The sequence below is a fragment of the Streptomyces sp. NPDC041784 genome, from assembly GCF_055591025.1.
Genome location: NZ_JBVJAB010000001.1, coordinates 220,471 through 236,593 on the forward strand (window position 1 = coordinate 220,471; position 16,123 = coordinate 236,593).

General features: G+C 72.7%; 13 protein-coding genes. 4 read left to right on the forward strand and 9 right to left on the reverse strand.

The features are described 5' to 3' along the window. Positions 1 to 138 precede the first annotated feature (138 nt). Together ACZ6D7_RS01035 and ACZ6D7_RS01040 are read left to right on the forward strand one after the other, a co-directional pair. The gene (locus ACZ6D7_RS01035) at positions 139 to 1,779 is read left to right on the forward strand and encodes a hypothetical protein (protein WP_469481993.1); all 1,641 of its coding nucleotides are present in this window, start codon (positions 139 to 141) and stop codon (positions 1,777 to 1,779) included. A gap of 9 nt (positions 1,780 to 1,788) precedes the next feature. Next, on the forward strand, positions 1,789 to 2,184 hold the full coding sequence (locus tag ACZ6D7_RS01040; RefSeq protein ID WP_469481996.1) for a hypothetical protein: 396 nt from the start codon (positions 1,789 to 1,791) through the stop codon (positions 2,182 to 2,184). Here the strand turns inward: ACZ6D7_RS01040 and ACZ6D7_RS01045 are convergent. The 5 genes from ACZ6D7_RS01045 to hrcA form a co-directional block, all read right to left on the reverse strand. Then, entirely contained in the window at positions 2,126 to 2,518 is a 393-nt protein-coding gene (locus ACZ6D7_RS01045; protein ID WP_469481998.1) for a VOC family protein, read from the reverse strand. The genes ACZ6D7_RS01040 and ACZ6D7_RS01045 overlap by 59 nt on opposite strands. Positions 2,519 to 2,535: 17 nt before the next feature. Beyond that, the gene (locus ACZ6D7_RS01050; RefSeq protein WP_469482000.1) at positions 2,536 to 3,282 is read right to left on the reverse strand and encodes a 16S rRNA (uracil(1498)-N(3))-methyltransferase; all 747 of its coding nucleotides are present in this window, start codon (positions 3,280 to 3,282) and stop codon (positions 2,536 to 2,538) included. Further along, complete coding sequence (locus tag ACZ6D7_RS01055) at positions 3,279 to 4,412, reverse strand: nitronate monooxygenase (RefSeq protein WP_469482002.1); 1,134 nt, start codon at positions 4,410 to 4,412, stop codon at positions 3,279 to 3,281. Before ACZ6D7_RS01055 ends, ACZ6D7_RS01050 begins: the two co-directional genes overlap by 4 nt. A 132-nt stretch (positions 4,413 to 4,544) precedes the next feature. Further along, positions 4,545 to 5,681 (reverse strand): molecular chaperone DnaJ, encoded by a 1,137-nt coding sequence (dnaJ, locus tag ACZ6D7_RS01060; protein WP_469482004.1) that lies wholly within the window; start codon positions 5,679 to 5,681, stop codon positions 4,545 to 4,547. Beyond that, entirely contained in the window at positions 5,682 to 6,698 is a 1,017-nt protein-coding gene (hrcA, locus tag ACZ6D7_RS01065; RefSeq protein WP_469482006.1) for a heat-inducible transcriptional repressor HrcA, read from the reverse strand. It abuts the gene before it with no gap. 158 nt (positions 6,699 to 6,856) lie between these two features. Between hrcA and ACZ6D7_RS01070 the strand changes: the two genes are divergently transcribed. Together ACZ6D7_RS01070 and ACZ6D7_RS01075 are read left to right on the forward strand one after the other, a co-directional pair. Beyond that, positions 6,857 to 7,582, forward strand: a complete 726-nt coding sequence (locus ACZ6D7_RS01070) for an MBL fold metallo-hydrolase (protein WP_469482008.1) — start codon at positions 6,857 to 6,859, stop codon at positions 7,580 to 7,582. Positions 7,583 to 7,624: 42 nt separating this feature from the next. Continuing rightward, positions 7,625 to 8,428, forward strand: coding sequence for a DUF3097 domain-containing protein (locus ACZ6D7_RS01075; protein ID WP_469482010.1), 804 nt, complete (start codon positions 7,625 to 7,627; stop codon positions 8,426 to 8,428). Between the two features lie 48 nt (positions 8,429 to 8,476). Here the strand turns inward: ACZ6D7_RS01075 and hemW are convergent, their stop codons facing one another. From hemW to lepA, 4 genes are all read right to left on the reverse strand, one after another. Next, the gene (hemW, locus tag ACZ6D7_RS01080) at positions 8,477 to 9,709 is read right to left on the reverse strand and encodes a radical SAM family heme chaperone HemW (RefSeq protein WP_469482012.1); all 1,233 of its coding nucleotides are present in this window, start codon (positions 9,707 to 9,709) and stop codon (positions 8,477 to 8,479) included. Positions 9,710 to 9,739: 30 nt separating this feature from the next. Next, positions 9,740 to 11,644 (reverse strand): SpoIIE family protein phosphatase, encoded by a 1,905-nt coding sequence (locus ACZ6D7_RS01085; protein WP_469482014.1) that lies wholly within the window; start codon positions 11,642 to 11,644, stop codon positions 9,740 to 9,742. Positions 11,645 to 11,928: 284 nt separating this feature from the next. Further along, the gene (locus ACZ6D7_RS01090) at positions 11,929 to 13,803 is read right to left on the reverse strand and encodes an AMP-dependent synthetase/ligase (RefSeq protein WP_469482016.1); all 1,875 of its coding nucleotides are present in this window, start codon (positions 13,801 to 13,803) and stop codon (positions 11,929 to 11,931) included. 234 nt (positions 13,804 to 14,037) lie between these two features. After that, on the reverse strand, positions 14,038 to 15,906 hold the full coding sequence (lepA, locus tag ACZ6D7_RS01095; protein WP_469482018.1) for a translation elongation factor 4: 1,869 nt from the start codon (positions 15,904 to 15,906) through the stop codon (positions 14,038 to 14,040). Between the last annotated feature and the right edge of the window lie 217 nt (positions 15,907 to 16,123).

Below are 16,123 nucleotides of genomic sequence, written 5' to 3' on the forward strand. Positions count from 1 at the left end.
TCCCGTCGGCCGCGGTAGGGCTCATACGGCCACTCCTGGCACGGGGCACGTCACAATCGGGTGTCGTCACCGTCGGGTGTCCCCCCGCGCACCCGGGTGCCGCCCCGGAATCCGTAACCGCCGCCCCCCGGAGGACCGTTGACCACCGCACCACCCCGACGGCCCGGCCCCACCGGTGACGACGGCGAGACTCCGGCGACCACAGGACCGGCCACCGGACCCGCCGCCGAGCCGCCCGCCGGTCCCCCGGCCCCACCCCGCCGGCGCCGGGTGCGGATCCTGGTGGACGTCGTCGACCAGCCCGACGAAGTCGCCTACGCCACCGCCCTGTTCGAGGAGCGGGGCTGGACGGTACGCGCGGCGCGGGCCGACGAGCGGGCCACGGCCGAGGCCGGGCCGCGCACCGCGCTGGCCGTCGAGGTCCGGCTGCACGGCGCCCGCTTCGGCGCGGTCCGCACGGCCGTCGCCGAACTCGAACGGCTGGTGACCCAGGCCGCGTTGGGCGCGTGGGTGCGGGACGCGGCGCTCGTCGAGCACGAGCGCCCGCCCCGGACGACGTACGCCCTGCACCGCGCCCTTCCGGCGCACGGCCCGCTGCGGACGGCCGCCGCCCGCCTGCGGACCTGGCTCGGCGCCGCCGACGAACAGCGCGCGGTGACCGTCCCGGCCGGTCCGGGCTCACGGGAGGCCGCCCGTGCGGAGCTGGCGGCACGGGCGCTGGGCGGGCGGGAGTTCGACCCGGCCCGGCACGGACTACGGCTCCCGGGGAACTCCGACACGCACCCGTGGAACCGCCGGGAGGAGCTGCCCTGGCTGGTGGCGGGCGCGGCCGGCATCCTGCTCGCGGTCGTCTGCGGCCTGGCCGCCGTGTGGGCGGACGGCCCCTGGAAGGCGCTGCCGCTGCTGCTGAGCACGGCGGGCGCGCTGCCGCTGGGCCGGATGGCGAAGGAGACCCGGGACCGCCCGCGCCGCGTCCAGTGGGCGGCCGGGCTCGCGGGGACCTCGGCGCTGGCCGCGTTCGGCGCGCTGGTCGGCCGGGACCTCGGCCCCCGCGGCATGGGGGCGGGTCTGCTCGTCCTGGCCGGGGGCGCCTTCGTGGGCACGGGGGTGGTGCTGGCGCTGCGCCGGACGTTCTTCACCCGGCACGCCGCCTGGCTGGTGCCGCTGTCGGTGCCGGTGCTGTGGCCGCTGGTCGGCTGGCTCGGCGGGCAGATGCAGGGCGCCTACCTGGACCGCTTCGACATCCGCCGGGACGCGGTGCCGTCGGAGACCCTCGGCGGCTACGCGGCCGCCGCCCGGCCCATGGCGCTCGCGCTGGGCAGCGTGCTGCTCTGTGTGGCCCTGGTGGGCTGGCTGCGCCACTTGCACCTGGGCCGGGACGGCACCAACCGCTTCTTCGCGATCGTCCTCACCACCCTGCTGGCCGTGGTCTACACGCTGTCCGCGATCGCCCTCGGGACCGAGCAGGCCGCGAGCGCCGCCGGCCGGGCCGCCGAGAACGCGGCCCGCGAGGGCACCGCGCCCCCGGCCTACTTCGGCCTGCACGGCCGCTTCGTCTGCTTGCGCCTCCTGGAGCCGGGCAAGCCGATCCCCGTGGAGTACGGCCCCGCCGTCACCGGCCGCCCGGTCGTCACCTTCGGCACGTCCGGCGACTGGATCTGGCTCTGGGACCCGTCCCGCCAGGGCAGCAGCCTCCCCGAGTCCTTCGCCGTCCGCCGCGAGGACGTCCAGCTCACCCCGACGGAAAACCCCGCGCCCCACCGCTGCCCGGCCGCCTAGCCTGGGCCCATGCGTGACAGCCGCCGTACGAGAACACTCGTCGTCGACGAGACCACCAGCTATCTGTGGACGGTCCGCCATCTGCACGGCGGCGATCAGCCCTGCGCGGAGGTCCTCACCCTGCACCGCGACGGCGTGCGCACCCGGATCGTCTTCCGCTCCGGTCCCGGCCGGTACGCCAGCGACGGCGCGTACACGCACTCCGGCGGGGTGGGCGACCGCGACCACCACCTCAACCTCCACGAACCCGGCGTCGTCCGCGCCCTGGTCGACGAGGCCCGTCGGCACGGACTGCTGCCGTACGACGGCGAGGTGGACGGCTGGGAGCTGCTCGCCGGCGCGGCCCTCAGCCGCGCAGCAGCAGCCACTCCTGAAGCTCCACGAGATTGCCCTCCGGGTCCTTGAGGTGGGCGACCCGCATCCGGTCGGTCATCGGGGCGGGGCCGTGGATCAGTTCGGCGCCCCGGGCGATGATCCGCGCGCAGTAGGCGTCGAGGTCGTCGACCCGCAGCGCCACCAGCGAGCGGTGGCCGTTCGCCGGCTCGCCCAGCTCGCCGAGGATCTCGGCCATCATCGCCCGGTCCTGGATGGCGATCCCGGCCGAGCCCGCGGCGGGGCTGAACTTCTCGTACGGTCCCGTCGCCGCCCCGGACTGCGGCCGGAGGCCGAGGACGTCGGCGTAGAAGCGGTAGCAGGCGGCGAAGTCGGTGACCAGCAGCCGTACTTGGGCGAGTTCCACGGTGTCCTCCTCGAAGGTCAGGACCAGCGGCCGGTGCGTCCCAGGAGGAGGGCGGTGGCGGCCGTGCCGGCGGTGGAGGTGCGCAGGACGCTGCGGCCCAGCCGGTACGCCTTCGCGCCCGCCTCCTCGAAGAGCGCCAGCTCCTCGGGGGAGACGCCGCCTTCGGGTCCGACGACGAGCACGATCTCGCCCTCGGCGGGCAGCGGGGCGGTGGCGAGGGGTTCGCTGCCGTAGTCGCGGTCCTCGTGCAGGACGGCGGCGAAGTCGGCCCGTGCGAGCAGCTCCGCCACCTGTCTGCCGGTCGCCGCGTCGGTGACCTCGGGGAAGCGGACCCGGCGGGACTGCTTGCCGGCCTCGCGGGCCGTGGCCCGCCACTTGGCGAGCGCCTTCAGCCCGCGCTCGCCCTTCCACTGGGTGATGCAGCGGGCGGCGGCCCACGGCACGATGCGGTCGACACCGGTCTCGGTCATGGTCTCGACGGCCAGCTCCCCCCGGTCGCCCTTGGGGAGGGCCTGGACGACGGTGATCCGGGGCGACTCGACGGGCTCCTCGACGACGTCGTCCAGGCTCACCACGAGCCGGTCCTTGCCCTCGGCGGCGACGACCTCGCCCCGCGCCCAGCGGCCGGCTCCGTCGGTGAGGACGACCTCCTCGCCGGCCCGCAGCCGCTTCACGGACACGGCGTGCCGCCCCTCGGTGCCGTCGAGCACGAACTCGGCCCGGCCGGCGGGGAGTTCCTCGACGACGAAGACCGGCGCGGTCATCGCTCGCCGCCCCCGTCCAACGGGAACTCGGACAACGCTGTCCGCGCCTGCGCGAGTTCGGCCAGCAGGACCTCCACCAGCTCCCCGGCCGGCAGCTCCCGGGCCATCCGGTGGCCCTGTCCGGCCCACAGCGCCATGCCCTGCGCGTCGCCCGCCTTGGCGGCCGCCTTGCGCAGCGGCGAGGTGAGGTGGTGGACCTCGGGGTAGGCGGCGGGGGCGTACGGGCCGTGCTCGCGCAGGAAGCGGTTGACCAGGCCGCGGGCCGGGCGGCCGGAGAAGGCGCGGGTCAGCTCGGTGCGCACGTACAGCGGGTCGGTGAGCGCCTGCTTGTGCACAGCGTGCGCGCCCGACTCGGGGGTGGCGAGGAACGCGGTGCCCAGCTGGGCCGCGCTCGCGCCGGCCGCGAGGACCGCGGCGATCTGGCTGCCGCGCATCAGGCCGCCGGCGGCGACCATCGGCAGGCTCACGGACTCACGGACCTGGGCGATCAGGGAGAGCAGTCCGATGCCGGAGCCGTCGTTCTCGGGGATGTCCTTGTGGGTGCCCTGGTGGCCGCCGGCCTCCACACCCTGCACGATCACCGCGTCGGCGCCGGCCCGCTCCACGGCCACGGCCTCCTCGGCGGAGGTCACGGTGACCAGGGTGAACGTTCCGGCCCGGCGCAGCGACTCCAGCGTGTCACCGCTCGGGACGCCGAAATGGAAGGACGCCACCGCCACCGGGTCGTCCAGCAGTACGGCGATCTTGGCGTCGTAGCCGTCGTCGCGGCCGCTGTCCGGGTCGCCCAGCTCGGTCTCGTACCAGGCGGCCTCGCCGGCGAGCTGCTCGCCGTAGACCTGGACGGCGCCGGCGTCGAAGGGCGCGGCGCCGGCCGTCGCGGTGGAGCCGGTGCCCGCACCGGGGTGCTCCGGCTGCGGCATGAAGAGGTTCACGCCGAACGGGCGGCCGGTGAGTCCGCGGATCTGCTTGATCTCCTGGTACATGCCGTCGGCCGTCTTGTACCCGGCGGCGAGGAACCCGAGCCCGCCGGCCTCGGACACGGCGGCGGCGAGCTGCGGGAGGGAGACACCGCCCGCCATGGGGGCCTGCACGATCGGGTGAGGGAAGAGATCGGTCAGCGCGGAGGACATGACGGCATGTTGTCACGTCCTCCGAACAAGTCCGAATCGGGCCTTCCCTTCGGCACATGCCGACTTTCGCCCGTGCCGGTCAGGGCAACTCGGCCGGTGCCGAGGTGCCCTTCCCGCTCCGGTTCGGCGGCGTCACCGCCCGTTGAAGGCGTCCTTCAGCCGCGAGAACAGCCCCTGCTGCCCCGGCTGGAACTGCCCCTGCGGCCGCTCCTCGCCCCGCAGCTTGGCCAGCTCCCGCAGCAGCCGCTCCTGCTCCGGGTCGAGCTTGGTCGGCGTCTGCACCTCGACATGGACGATGAGGTCGCCGCGCCCGCCGCCGCGCAGATGCGTGACGCCCCGGCCGTGCAGCGGGATCGACTGGCCGGACTGGGTGCCGGGCCGGATGTCGACCTCCTCCAGGCCGTCCAGCGTCTCCAGCGGCACCTTGGTGCCGAGGGAGGCCGCGGTCATCGGGAGGGTCACCGTGCAGTGCAGGTCGTCACCGCGCCGCTGGAACATCGCGTGCGGCAGCTCGTGGATCTCGACGTACAGGTCACCGGCGGGACCTCCGCCGGGGCCGACCTCGCCCTCGCCCGCGAGCTGGATCCGGGTGCCGTTGTCGACACCGGCGGGGATCTTCACCGTGAGCGTGCGGCGCGAGCGGACCCGTCCGTCGCCCGCGCACTCCGGGCACGGGGTGGGGACGACGGTGCCGAAGCCCTGGCACTGGGGGCAGGGGCGGGAGGTCATGACCTGGCCCAGGAAGGACCGGGTCACCTGGGACACCTCGCCGCGGCCGCGGCACATGTCGCAGGTCTGGGCGGTGGTGCCGGGGGCGGCACCCTCGCCGCTGCAGGTGGAGCAGACGATCGCCGTGTCGACCTGGATGTCCTTGGTCGTGCCGAAGGCGGCCTCCTCGAGCTCCACCTCCAGCCGGATCATCGCGTCCTGGCCGCGCCGGGTGCGCGAGCGCGGACCGCGCTGGGACGCCGTACCGAAGAACGCGTCCATGATGTCGGAGAAGTTGCCGAAGCCACCGGCCCCGAAGCCGCCCGCGCCGGCGCCGCCCGCCTGGGAGAGGGGGTCGCCGCCGAGGTCGTAGACCTGCTTCTTCTGCGGGTCCGACAGCACCTCGTAGGCGGCGTTGATCTCCTTGAACCGCTCCTGGGTCTTCGGATCCGGGTTGACGTCCGGGTGCAGCTCGCGGGCGAGCCGGCGGAAGGCCTTCTTGATCTCATCCTGCGACGCGTCGCGGCGCACGCCTAGAACGGCGTAGTAGTCCGTGGCCACTTAGGACTCCGCCAGGATCTGTCCGACGTACCGTGCCACCGCTCGTACCGCTCCCATCGTTCCCGGGTAATCCATGCGGGTCGGTCCGACCACGCCGAGCTTGGCGACTGCCTCGCCGCCCGAACCGTAGCCGACCGACACCACGGAAGTGGAGTTGAGTCCCTCGTAGGCGTTCTCGTGACCGATGCGTACGGTCATGCCCGAATCCCCGGCCTCGCCCAGGAGCTTGAGGAGCACGACATGCTCCTCCAGGGCCTCCAGGACGGGCCGGATGGTGAGGGGAAAGTCATGTCCGAAGCGGGTGAGATTGGCGGTACCGCCGATCATCAGCCGCTCCTCGTTCTCCTCGACAAGCGTCTCCAGCAGGGTGGAGAGCACCGTCGAGACCGTGCCGCGGTCGTCGGCCTCGAAGGCGTCCGGCAGGTCCTCGACCAGCCGCGGCACATCGCTGAACCGGCGGCCCGCGACCCGGCTGTTGAGCCGCGCGCGTAGATCCGCCAGAGAGGCCTCCCCGAAGGGCGCCGGGCAGTCCACCAGCCGCTGCTCGACCCGGCCGGTGTCCGTGATCAGCACGAGCATCAGCCGGGCGGGCGCGAGCGACAGCAGCTCGACGTGGCGCACGGTGGACCGGGTCAGCGAGGGGTACTGCACGACGGCGACCTGCCGGGTGAGCTGCGCGAGCAGCCGTACCGTGCGCGCCACGACGTCGTCGAGGTCGACGGCGCCGTCGAGGAAGTTCTGGATGGCCCGCCGCTCGGGCGCGGTCATCGGCTTGACGCCGGCCAGCTTGTCGACGAACAGCCGGTAGCCCTTGTCGGTGGGGATGCGCCCGGCACTGGTGTGCGGCTGCGCGATGAACCCCTCGTCCTCCAGGGCGGCCATGTCGTTGCGGACCGTCGCCGGGGAGACGCCGAGGTTGTGCCGCTCGGTGAGCGCCTTGGAGCCCACCGGCTCCTCGGTGCCGACATAGTCCTGGACGATGGCGCGCAGCACCTGAAGCCGTCGCTCGCTCAGCATCGCGCACACCTCCAGACGTCGTCCCCCGGTCCCCCGGAGTGCCTCGCCTGGCACTCTTCCCATACGAGTGCCAGCGTTCCCCCGCCAGTGTACGGCTGTGGGGTACACCCGGGGCAAGGTCGGCCGACGGCTGGGGGTCGTACCGTTAGCGTCGCGGTATGACGGTGACTTGGGAAGAGCTGGGGTGGGAACGGGTCGCGGCGGGGGTCGGACGGTGCCGGCTGCCGGGCTGGGACTGCACGGCGGGGCTGGTCGTCGGGGCGGGCCAGGCCCTGTTGGTGGACGCCGGTTCGAGCCTGGCGGAGGGGGCGCGGCTGCGGGCCGAGGCCGAGGAGCTGACCGGCGGACGTGTGACCCATGTCGCGCTCACCCATCCCCACTTCGACCATGTGTTCGGCGCGGCGGCGTTCGCGGGCGCGGAGATCTTCGGGGCGGTGGGACTGGGGACGGTACCGGCGGAGGAGCTGCGGGCGGACGCGGTGCGCAACGGCCTGGACGAGGCGACGGCGACGGAGGCCGCGGACGTCCTGGTCCGGCCCCGCCATGTGGTCTGCGGTGAGTGGACCCTCGATCTGGGCGGCGACCGGCAGGTGCTGCTGGCGAACGTCGGCCCGGCGCACACCGCCCACGACCTGGTGGTCCTCGTCCCCGGGGCCTCCGGTTCGCCCGAGGTGGTCTTCTGCGGCGACCTGGTCGAGGAGTCCGGCGAACCGCAGGCCGGACCCGACGCCGTCCCCTCCCACTGGCCGGCCGCCCTGGACCGCCTGCTCGACCTCGGCGGCGAGGACGCGCTGTACGTGCCCGGTCACGGGGCGGTGGTGGACGCGGCGTTCGTCCGGGCGCAGCGGGACGCGCTGGCGGCGCGTTTCGGCGTGTCGCGGTGATCGGGGGGTGATCCGGCCGGGGCTTCTCCTATCGTCATCCGAATGCGCCAGTACTCCGCCGACCTGACCCCTCCCTGGAAGAAGCCGAAGCCCGTCCCCGAGGTCCCGGCGGAGCCCGGCCTGGTGGTGGAGGAGCCCGGCACCGGCTTCTGCGGCGCGGTGATCCGCTGCGAGGCGGGCACGGTGACCCTGGAGGACCGTTTCGGCAAGCATCGGGTGTTCCCGCTGGAACCACGCGGCTTCCTGCTGGAGGGCCGCGTGGTGACCCTGGTGAGGCCCTCCGCCGCTCCCGTACGGCCCACCCGGACCGCCTCCGGCTCGGTCGCCGTCCCCGGCGCCCGAGCGCGGGTCGCGCGCGCCGGGCGCATCTACGTCGAGGGCCGGCACGACGCCGAGCTGGTGGAGAAGGTCTGGGGCGACGACCTGCGCATCGAGGGCGTGGTCGTGGAGTACCTGGAGGGCGTCGACGACCTGCCGGCGATCGTCGCCGGCTTCGCGCCCGGCCCGGACGCGCGGCTGGGCGTCCTGGTGGACCATCTGGTGCCGGGGACGAAGGAGTGGCGCATCGCGCGGTCGGTCACGAGCGAGCACGCGCTGGTCGTCGGCCACCCGTACATCGACATCTGGGAGGCGGTGAAGCCGTCGGCCCTGGGCATCGAGGACTGGCCGCGTGTCCCGCACGGCCAGGACTGGAAGACGGGGGTGTGCCGGGCGCTGGGCTGGCCGTCCGAGAACACCGGGGCGGTGTGGCAGGCGATCCTGGCCCGGGTGGGGTCCTACAAGGACCTGGAGCCGGCGCTGCTGGGGCGGGTCGAGGAACTGATCGACTTCGTCACGGCGCAGTGAGCCGACCGGCGCCGTGAGCCACCCGACACCGGTCGGTCCACCAGCCGGTCAGTCCACCAGGTCCCGCACCACCGCGTCCGCCAGCAGGCGCCCGCGCAGCGTCAGCACCGCCCGCCCCTCCTCGTACGGCCCCGGGGCCAGCAGCCCCTCCGACAACGCCCGCGAGGCCGCCGCGAGCCCCTGCTCCCGCAGCAGGGCCAGCGGCACGCCCTCCCGCAGCCGCAGCTCCAGCAGGATCCGCTCGACCCGCCGGTCCTCCTCGGACAGCACCTCACGCCCCGCCCCGGGCGAGCGCCCACCGGCCAGCGCCGCCGCGTACGCCCCCGGATGCTTGACGTTCCACCACCGCACCCCGCCGACGTGCGAATGCGCTCCCGGCCCGGCGCCCCACCAGTCGGCGCCCCGCCAGTACAGCTCGTTGTGGAGGCAGCGGCCCGCCTCCGAGGTGGCCCAGTTGGAGACCTCGTACCAGTCGTAGCCGGCGGCCGACATCACCTCGTCCGCGATCAGATAGCGGTCGGCGTGGACGTCGTCGTCGGTCATCGGGACCTCGCCGCGCCGGATGCGGCGGGCGAGCTGGGTGCCCTCCTCGACGATCAGGGCGTAGGCGCTGACGTGGTCCGGTCCTGCCCCCAGCGCCGCGTCCAGCGACGCCCGCCAGTCGTCGTCCGACTCGCCCGGGGTGCCGTAGATCAGGTCGAGGTTGACGTGCTCGAAGCCCGCCGCCCGGGCCTCGGCCACGCAACGCTCGGGCCGCCCGGGCGTGTGGGTGCGGTCGAGGACCTTGAGCACGTGCTGCCGGGCGCTCTGCATGCCGAAGGAGATCCGGTTGAAGCCGCCCTGCCGGAGCGTGGCGAGATACGCCGGGTCCACGGACTCCGGGTTCGCCTCGGTCGTCACCTCCGCGTCGGGCGCCAGCCCGAACTCCTCCCGGATCGCGCCGAGCATCCGTACCAGGTCGGAGGCGGCCAGCAGGGTCGGCGTACCGCCGCCGACGAAGACCGTACGGACCTCGCGGGGGTCGCCGCCGAGGACCTTGCGGGCGAGGCGGACCTCGTCGATCAGGGTGTCGGCGTAGTTCTCGCGGGAGGCGAGGACACCGCCGGTGCCGCGCAGCTCGGTGGCGGTGTACGTGTTGAAGTCGCAGTACCCGCAGCGGGTCGCGCAGTAGGGAACGTGCAGGTAGAACCCGAGAGGGCGGTCGGCGGCGCCGGTGAGGGCGTGCGCCGGGAGCGCGCCGTCGTCGGGGACCGGCTCGCCGTCGGGAAGTGCGGAAGGCATGCCCTCCATTGTCCAGCACCCGCCGGCGTCCTACTCCGCCTGAAGCACCAGCAGCGCCAGATCGTCCTCCGGCGGCCGCTCGCCGAAGGCATGCACGAGGCTGCGGATCCGCTCGGCGATCAGGTCCGCGTCGAGCCCCACGCACCCGGCCAGCGCGGTGGCGAGGCCGTCGCCGTCGTCGAACTGACGCGATCCCGAGCGCCGCTCGGTCACCCCGTCGGTGACGCACAGCAGGCTGTCGCCGGAGCGCAGTTCCAGGCTGTCGCAGGTGTACGTGACGTCCTCGACGACCCCGAGGAGGGTCTGCGGGCGGGCGGCCGTGGCGACGGAGCCGTCGGGCCCGAGGAGCAGCGGCAGCGGGTGCCCGGCGGAGGCGAGGGTGCAGCGCACCCCGCCCTCGAAGGGGGCCAGCTCGCCGTAGAGGAGGGAGAGGAAGCGGGTCTGGGGGCCGTCGGTGGGTCCGGCGGGGCCGACGAAGGCGCGGGCGGCCGCGTCGGCGGCCTCGGTGGCGTCGTCGAGGAGGAGCTGGTTGAGGCGGTCGAGGACATCGGCGACGCCGTAGCCCTCGCGGGCCAGCAGCCGCAGCCAGGGCCGGGCCAGACCGATCACCACGGCCGCCTCCGGACCCTTGCCCTGGACGTCGCCGACGGCGAAGCACCAGCGGCCGTCGCCCGCCGGGAACAGGTCGTAGAAGTCGCCGCTCGGCCCGCCCTGCTCGCGCGGCTCGTACACCAGGGCGCTGCGCACGCCCGGGATCTGGGCGACCGCGCCGGGCAGCAGGCCGCGCTGGAGGACGGCGCTGATGGTGGCCTGGCGGGCGTACTGGCGGGCCGCGCCGATGGCGAGCGCCACCCGGCGGCCGAGGTCCTCGACGAGCCCGGTGACCTCGTCGGGGAAGCCCTCCGGCCCGGCCCGCCCGATGACCAGGGTGCCCAGCGGGCGGCCGCCGGCGATCAGCCGGTAGGCGAGGGCCATGCCGTGCGGGCCGAGCACCGCGCCGGGCCAGGGAAAGGGGGCGGGTCCGGAGCTGAGCGCGTCGGGCGGGCAGGGGGGTTCCTTCTCCAGGGCCCGGCGCAGTTCCTCGACGCGGTTCTCGCTGGTGTGCCAGGCCCGGGCCAGCCGGGGTCCCGGCCCGCCGGGCCACTCGCCGCCCCGGCCGCTCAGCTCGTCCTCCAGCCACACCGCGCACCAGTCGGCGAGCCGTGGCACCAGCAGCTGGCTGGTGAGCGCGGCGACGAGGTCCTCGTCGAGCTGCCCGGCGAGCAGGTCGGAGGCCTCGGCGAGGAAGGAGAGGGCACCCCGGTTGAGCCAGTCCCGGCCGTCCTGGCCGCACGGGCCGTCCCTGTGGTCATGGCCGACGGGCTGCGGGTCGGGGGCGAGGGCCTCCAGAAGGCCCAGGCCGGTCCCGGGGACGCCGTCGGCGTCGTACGGCACGGCCGGCACCAGCCGCGCCCAGACGGTCTTCGTCCCCCTGCGGTACGTCACACCCCAGGCGTCGGCCAGCGTCGCGACCAGCCGCAGGCCACGGCCGTACTCCGGGATCTCGTACGGCGGTTCGGGGGTGCCGTCGCGCGGGGCGCGGGAGGGGTGGTGGTCGGAGACCTCGACGACCACCGCGCAACCCTCGGGTCCCGCCTCCAGCCGGCAGAGCAGCCCGATGTCGGTGCCGGCGTGCACCACGGCGTTGGTGACCAGTTCGCTGACGACGAGTATCGCGTCCTCGGCGAGGCGTTCGGCTAGCTGCTCGGCGCCGGGGAGGCCGAGCCCGGACCACTCCACGAGCGCGGCCCGTACGAGGTCCCGGGCGGCGCCGGGCGCGAGCGAGCCGCCGGCCAGGGTGACCTCGGTGTGCGGCGAGGGGGCCACCCGGAAGGCATGGGCCGACGCGTCACCGGCACGGGAGAAGAACTCCCGCTGGGTCGGAATGGCCCCCATGCACAGCTCCCCGGCACGTTCGGAGGATGACGCCTCGATCAGTGCCGCCAGAGTGACAGACCGGCCCCGTCCATAAGCAAGGGGTTACCGAATGGGCCGTCATGAGTGAGGACCGTGCTACGGGCGTGTTCGAACAGGAGCGCTTTCAGGCCACTTTCCGAGCGTCCGGACTATGCCATCTGCCCATCCCGGTCCTGAACGTGCCTCCCTGCCCGCCGGGGACCCCGGACACACGGCGGCTCCGGAAGGCGCGATCGCCTTCCGGAGCCGTCGGTTCCCGTGTCTCACGCCTCGCGGCTGCCCGCGTACATCTCGTCGATCAGGTGCTTGTACTCCCGCTCCACGACCGGACGCTTCAGCTTCAGGCTCGGGGTGATCTCGCCGTGCTCCACGTCGAGGTCACGGGGCAGCAGCCGGAACTTCTTGATGGTCTGCCACTTCTGGAGGCCCTGGTTGAGCTGCTGGACGTACCCCTCGACGAGGGCGACCGTCGCCGGTGCCGCGACGATCTCGGCGTACGGCTTGCCGCCCAGCCCGTTCTCCTTGGCCCACTCCAGGAGGGACACCTCGTCGAGCGCGATGAGCGCGGTGCAGAAGTTCCGGTCGGCGCCGTGCACCAGAATGTTGGAGACGTACGGGCACACCGCCTTGAACTGGCCCTCGACCTCGGCCGGCGCGATGTACTTGCCGCCGGAGGTCTTGATGAGGTCCTTCTTGCGGTCGGTGATGCGGAGGTAGCCGTCCGGGGACAGCTCGCCGATGTCGCCGGTGTGGAACCAGCCGTCGGCCTCCAGGACCTCCGCGGTCTTCTCGGGCAGCCCGTGGTAGCCCTCCATGATGCCGGGGCCGCGCAGCAGGATCTCGCCGTCGTCGGCGATCCGGACCTCGGTGCCGGGCAGCGGCTTGCCGACCGTGCCGGTGCGGTAGGCCTCGCCGGGGTTCACGAAGGAGGCCGCGGAGGACTCGGTGAGGCCGTAGCCCTCGAGGATGTGGATGCCCGCGCCGGAGAAGAAGTAGCCGATCTCGGGCGCCAGGGCGGCGGAGCCGGAGACGCAGGCGCGCAGGTTGCCGCCGAAGGCCTCGCGGATCTTCGCGTAGACGAGCGCGTCGGCGACCTTGTGCTTGGCGCCGAGGCCGAAGGGGACGGACGCGGTGCCGGTGCGCCGGAAGTTGTCCTGGGCGGCCTTGGCGTACTCGCGGGAGACCCCGGCGGCCCACTGGAAGATCTTGTACTTGGCGCCGCCGCCGGCCCGGGCCTTGGCCGCGACCCCGTTGTAGACCTTCTCGAAGATGCGCGGCACGGCCGCCATGTACGTGGGCTGCACGACCGGCAGGTTCTCGATGATCTTGTCGACGCGGCCGTCCACGGCGGTGACGTGTCCGACCTCGATCTGGCCGGAGGTGAGCACCTTGCCGAAGACGTGCGCGAGCGGCAGCCACAGGTACTGCACGTCGTCCGGGCCGACCAGCCCGGTCGCGGCGATCGCCTTCGCCATGTACGACCAGTTGTCGTGCGGGAGCCGTACGCCCTTGGGGCGGCCGGTCGTGCCCGAGGTGTAGATGAGGGTGGCGAGCTGCTCCTTGGTGATCGCGCCGACCCGCTCCTTGATCAGCTGCGGGTCCTGCTCCAGCCGGGCGGCGCCGCGCTTCTCCAGCTCGTCGAGGGTGAGGATCCAGTCGGTGCTCTCCACCCCGGCCGGGTCGATCACCACCACATGGGTGAGGTTGGGCAGCTCGGCGCGCTTCTCCACGGCCTTGGCGAGCTGGGCGGCGTCCTCCGCGATCAGCACCCGGCTCTCGGAGTCGGAGAGGATGAACGCCGACTCGTCGGCGTTGGTCTGCGGGTAGACCGTGGTGGTGGCCGCGCCGGCGCACATGATGCCGAGGTCGGCGAGGATCCACTCGAGCCGGGTGGAGGCGGCCAGCGCCACCCGCTGCTCGGGCTGCACGCCCAGCTCGATGAGTCCGGCCGCGATCGCGTAGACCCGTTCGGCGGCCTGGGCCCAGCTCAGCGACTTCCAGTCGTCGGGGCCCTGGCCCGACGCCGCCGGCACCGGATACCGGTAGGCCTCCGCGTCGGGCGTCGCCGTCACGCGCTCCAGGAAGAGGCCCGCGACGGACGGCGGACGGTTCTCGATCAGTGTCTGTGTGTCGCTCACGACATCCTCCGGGACCCGCGACGGTGCGGCTGGCTCATTGCGGCTGATTTTCACTCACGACGGCTTGACTCGCGACCGGTTGTTTAACTCACGAGTAACTACCGAGCAGGGATCAGAGTAGAGGGCGACCGGCCGGCGCGTAAGGGGCCACGGAGGGTCACTTTCTCCTGGGCACAGCGGCAGGGCCCGCCGCGACGGTGCGCGACGGGCCCTGAACACCGGCTTCCACGGTGGCTACTTCTTGCCCTTGCCCGAGCCCGCGCTGTCGTCGCTGCTCAGTACGGCGATGAAGGCCTCCTGCGGAACCTCCACGGAACCGACCATCTTCATCCGCTTCTTGCCTTCCTTCTGCTTCTCCAGCAGCTTCCGCTTACGGGAGATGTCACCGCCGTAACACTTGGCGAGGACGTCCTTGCGGATGGCGCGGATGGTCTCGCGGGCGATGACCCGGGAGCCGATGGCGGCCTGGATGGGCACCTCGAAGGCCTGCCTCGGGATCAGCTCGCGCAGCTTGGCGACGAGCCGCACACCGTACGCGTACGCGGCGTCCTTGTGGGTGATCGCCGAGAAGGCGTCCACCTTGTCGCCGTGCAGCAGGATGTCGACCTTGACCAGACTGGAGGTCTGCTCACCGGTGGGCTCGTAGTCCAGAGACGCGTAACCGCGCGTCTTCGACTTCAGCTGGTCGAAGAAGTCGAAGACGATCTCCGCGAGCGGCAGGGTGTAGCGGATCTCGACCCGGTCCTCGGAGAGGTAGTCCATGCCGAGCAGGGTGCCGCGCCGGGTCTGGCACAGCTCCATGATCGAGCCGATGAACTCGGTCGGCGCCAGGATGGTGGCGCGCACGACCGGCTCGTACACCTCGTTGATCTTCCCCTCGGGGAATTCACTCGGGTTGGTGACGACGTGCTCGGTGCCGTCCTCCATGACCACGCGGTAGACCACGTTCGGCGCGGTGGCGATCAGGTCGAGGCCGAACTCGCGCTCCAGCCGCTCACGGATCACGTCGAGGTGGAGCAGGCCGAGGAAGCCGACACGGAAGCCGAAGCCGAGGGCCGCGGACGTCTCCGGCTCGTAGACCAGCGCGGCATCGTTGAGCTGGAGCTTGTCGAGGGCCTCGCGCAGCTCGGGGTAGTCGGAGCCGTCCAGCGGATACAGGCCGGAGAAGACCATCGGCTTGGGGTCCTTGTACCCGCCGAGGGCCTCCGTGGCGCCCCTCTGCCGGCTGGTGACGGTGTCGCCGACCTTCGACTGGCGGACGTCCTTCACACCGGTGATCAGATAGCCCACCTCGCCGACGCCGAGGCCGTCCGCCGACAGCATCTCGGGCGAGTTCGTGCCGATCTCCAGCAGCTCGTGGGTCGCGCCGGTGGACATCATCTTGATCTGCTCGCGCTTGTTGAGCTGACCGTCGATGACACGGACGTACGTCACCACGCCCCGGTACGAGTCGTACACGGAGTCGAAGATCATCGCTCGGGCGGGCGCGTCCTTGACGCCGACCGGCGCCGGGATCTCCTTGACCACCTTGTCGAGCAGCGCGTCGACGCCGAGGCCGGTCTTGGCGGAGACCCGCAGCACGTCGTCGGGGTCGCAGCCGACGAGGTTCGCGAGCTCCTCGGCGAACTTCTCCGGCTGGGCGGCCGGCAGGTCGATCTTGTTCAGTACGGGGATGATCGTGAGGTCGTTCTCCATCGCCAGGTAGAGGTTGGCGAGGGTCTGGGCCTCGATGCCCTGGGCGGCGTCGACGAGGAGGACGGTCCCCTCACAGGCCGCGAGCGACCGCGAGACCTCGTACGTGAAGTCGACGTGCCCCGGGGTGTCGATCATGTTGAGGATGTGCGTGTTGCCCGGATCCTGAGTCGGGGCCCAGGGCAGACGCACGGCCTGGGACTTGATCGTGATACCGCGCTCGCGCTCGATGTCCATCCGGTCGAGATACTGAGCACGCATCTGCCGCTGGTCGACCACGCCGGTCAGCTGGAGCATCCGGTCGGCGAGCGTGGACTTGCCGTGGTCGATGTGCGCGATGATGCAGAAATTGCGGATCTGAGCCGGGTCGGTACGGCTCGGCTCGGGCACATTCTTAGGGGTCGCGGGCACGCAGGGTCCTGTCTCTTGAGGCGCCTTATGCCTCGGGTCGGATCGATACGTAGGTTCCATGGTCCCACGGGCGGCGACCGGGGACCGGTTTGGGCCGTTCTCCGGCCCACTGGTAACGTGGAGGGCTGTGCCTCATGCCCTCTCAGCGCGAGGCACGACTCAGAAATCACCTGGCGCGGCTCCCGAGCGGTTCCGTGCCTGAACCTGCAAAGGCTCA

Excerpts from the sequence above, each read along its gene's own strand:
- ACZ6D7_RS01040 (WP_469481996.1), top strand. The coding sequence starts at position 1,789 with ATGCGTGACAGCCGCCGTACGAGAACACTCGTCGTCGACGAGACCACC.
- ACZ6D7_RS01050 (WP_469482000.1), bottom strand. The coding sequence starts at position 3,282 with ATGACCGCGCCGGTCTTCGTCGTCGAGGAACTCCCCGCCGGCCGGGCC.
- ACZ6D7_RS01055 (WP_469482002.1), bottom strand. The coding sequence starts at position 4,412 with ATGTCCTCCGCGCTGACCGATCTCTTCCCTCACCCGATCGTGCAGGCC.
- hrcA (WP_469482006.1), bottom strand. The coding sequence starts at position 6,698 with ATGCTGAGCGAGCGACGGCTTCAGGTGCTGCGCGCCATCGTCCAGGAC.
- ACZ6D7_RS01070 (WP_469482008.1), top strand. The coding sequence starts at position 6,857 with ATGACGGTGACTTGGGAAGAGCTGGGGTGGGAACGGGTCGCGGCGGGG.
- ACZ6D7_RS01075 (WP_469482010.1), top strand. The coding sequence starts at position 7,625 with ATGCGCCAGTACTCCGCCGACCTGACCCCTCCCTGGAAGAAGCCGAAG.
- hemW (WP_469482012.1), bottom strand. The coding sequence starts at position 9,709 with ATGCCTTCCGCACTTCCCGACGGCGAGCCGGTCCCCGACGACGGCGCG.
- ACZ6D7_RS01085 (WP_469482014.1), bottom strand. The coding sequence starts at position 11,644 with ATGGGGGCCATTCCGACCCAGCGGGAGTTCTTCTCCCGTGCCGGTGAC.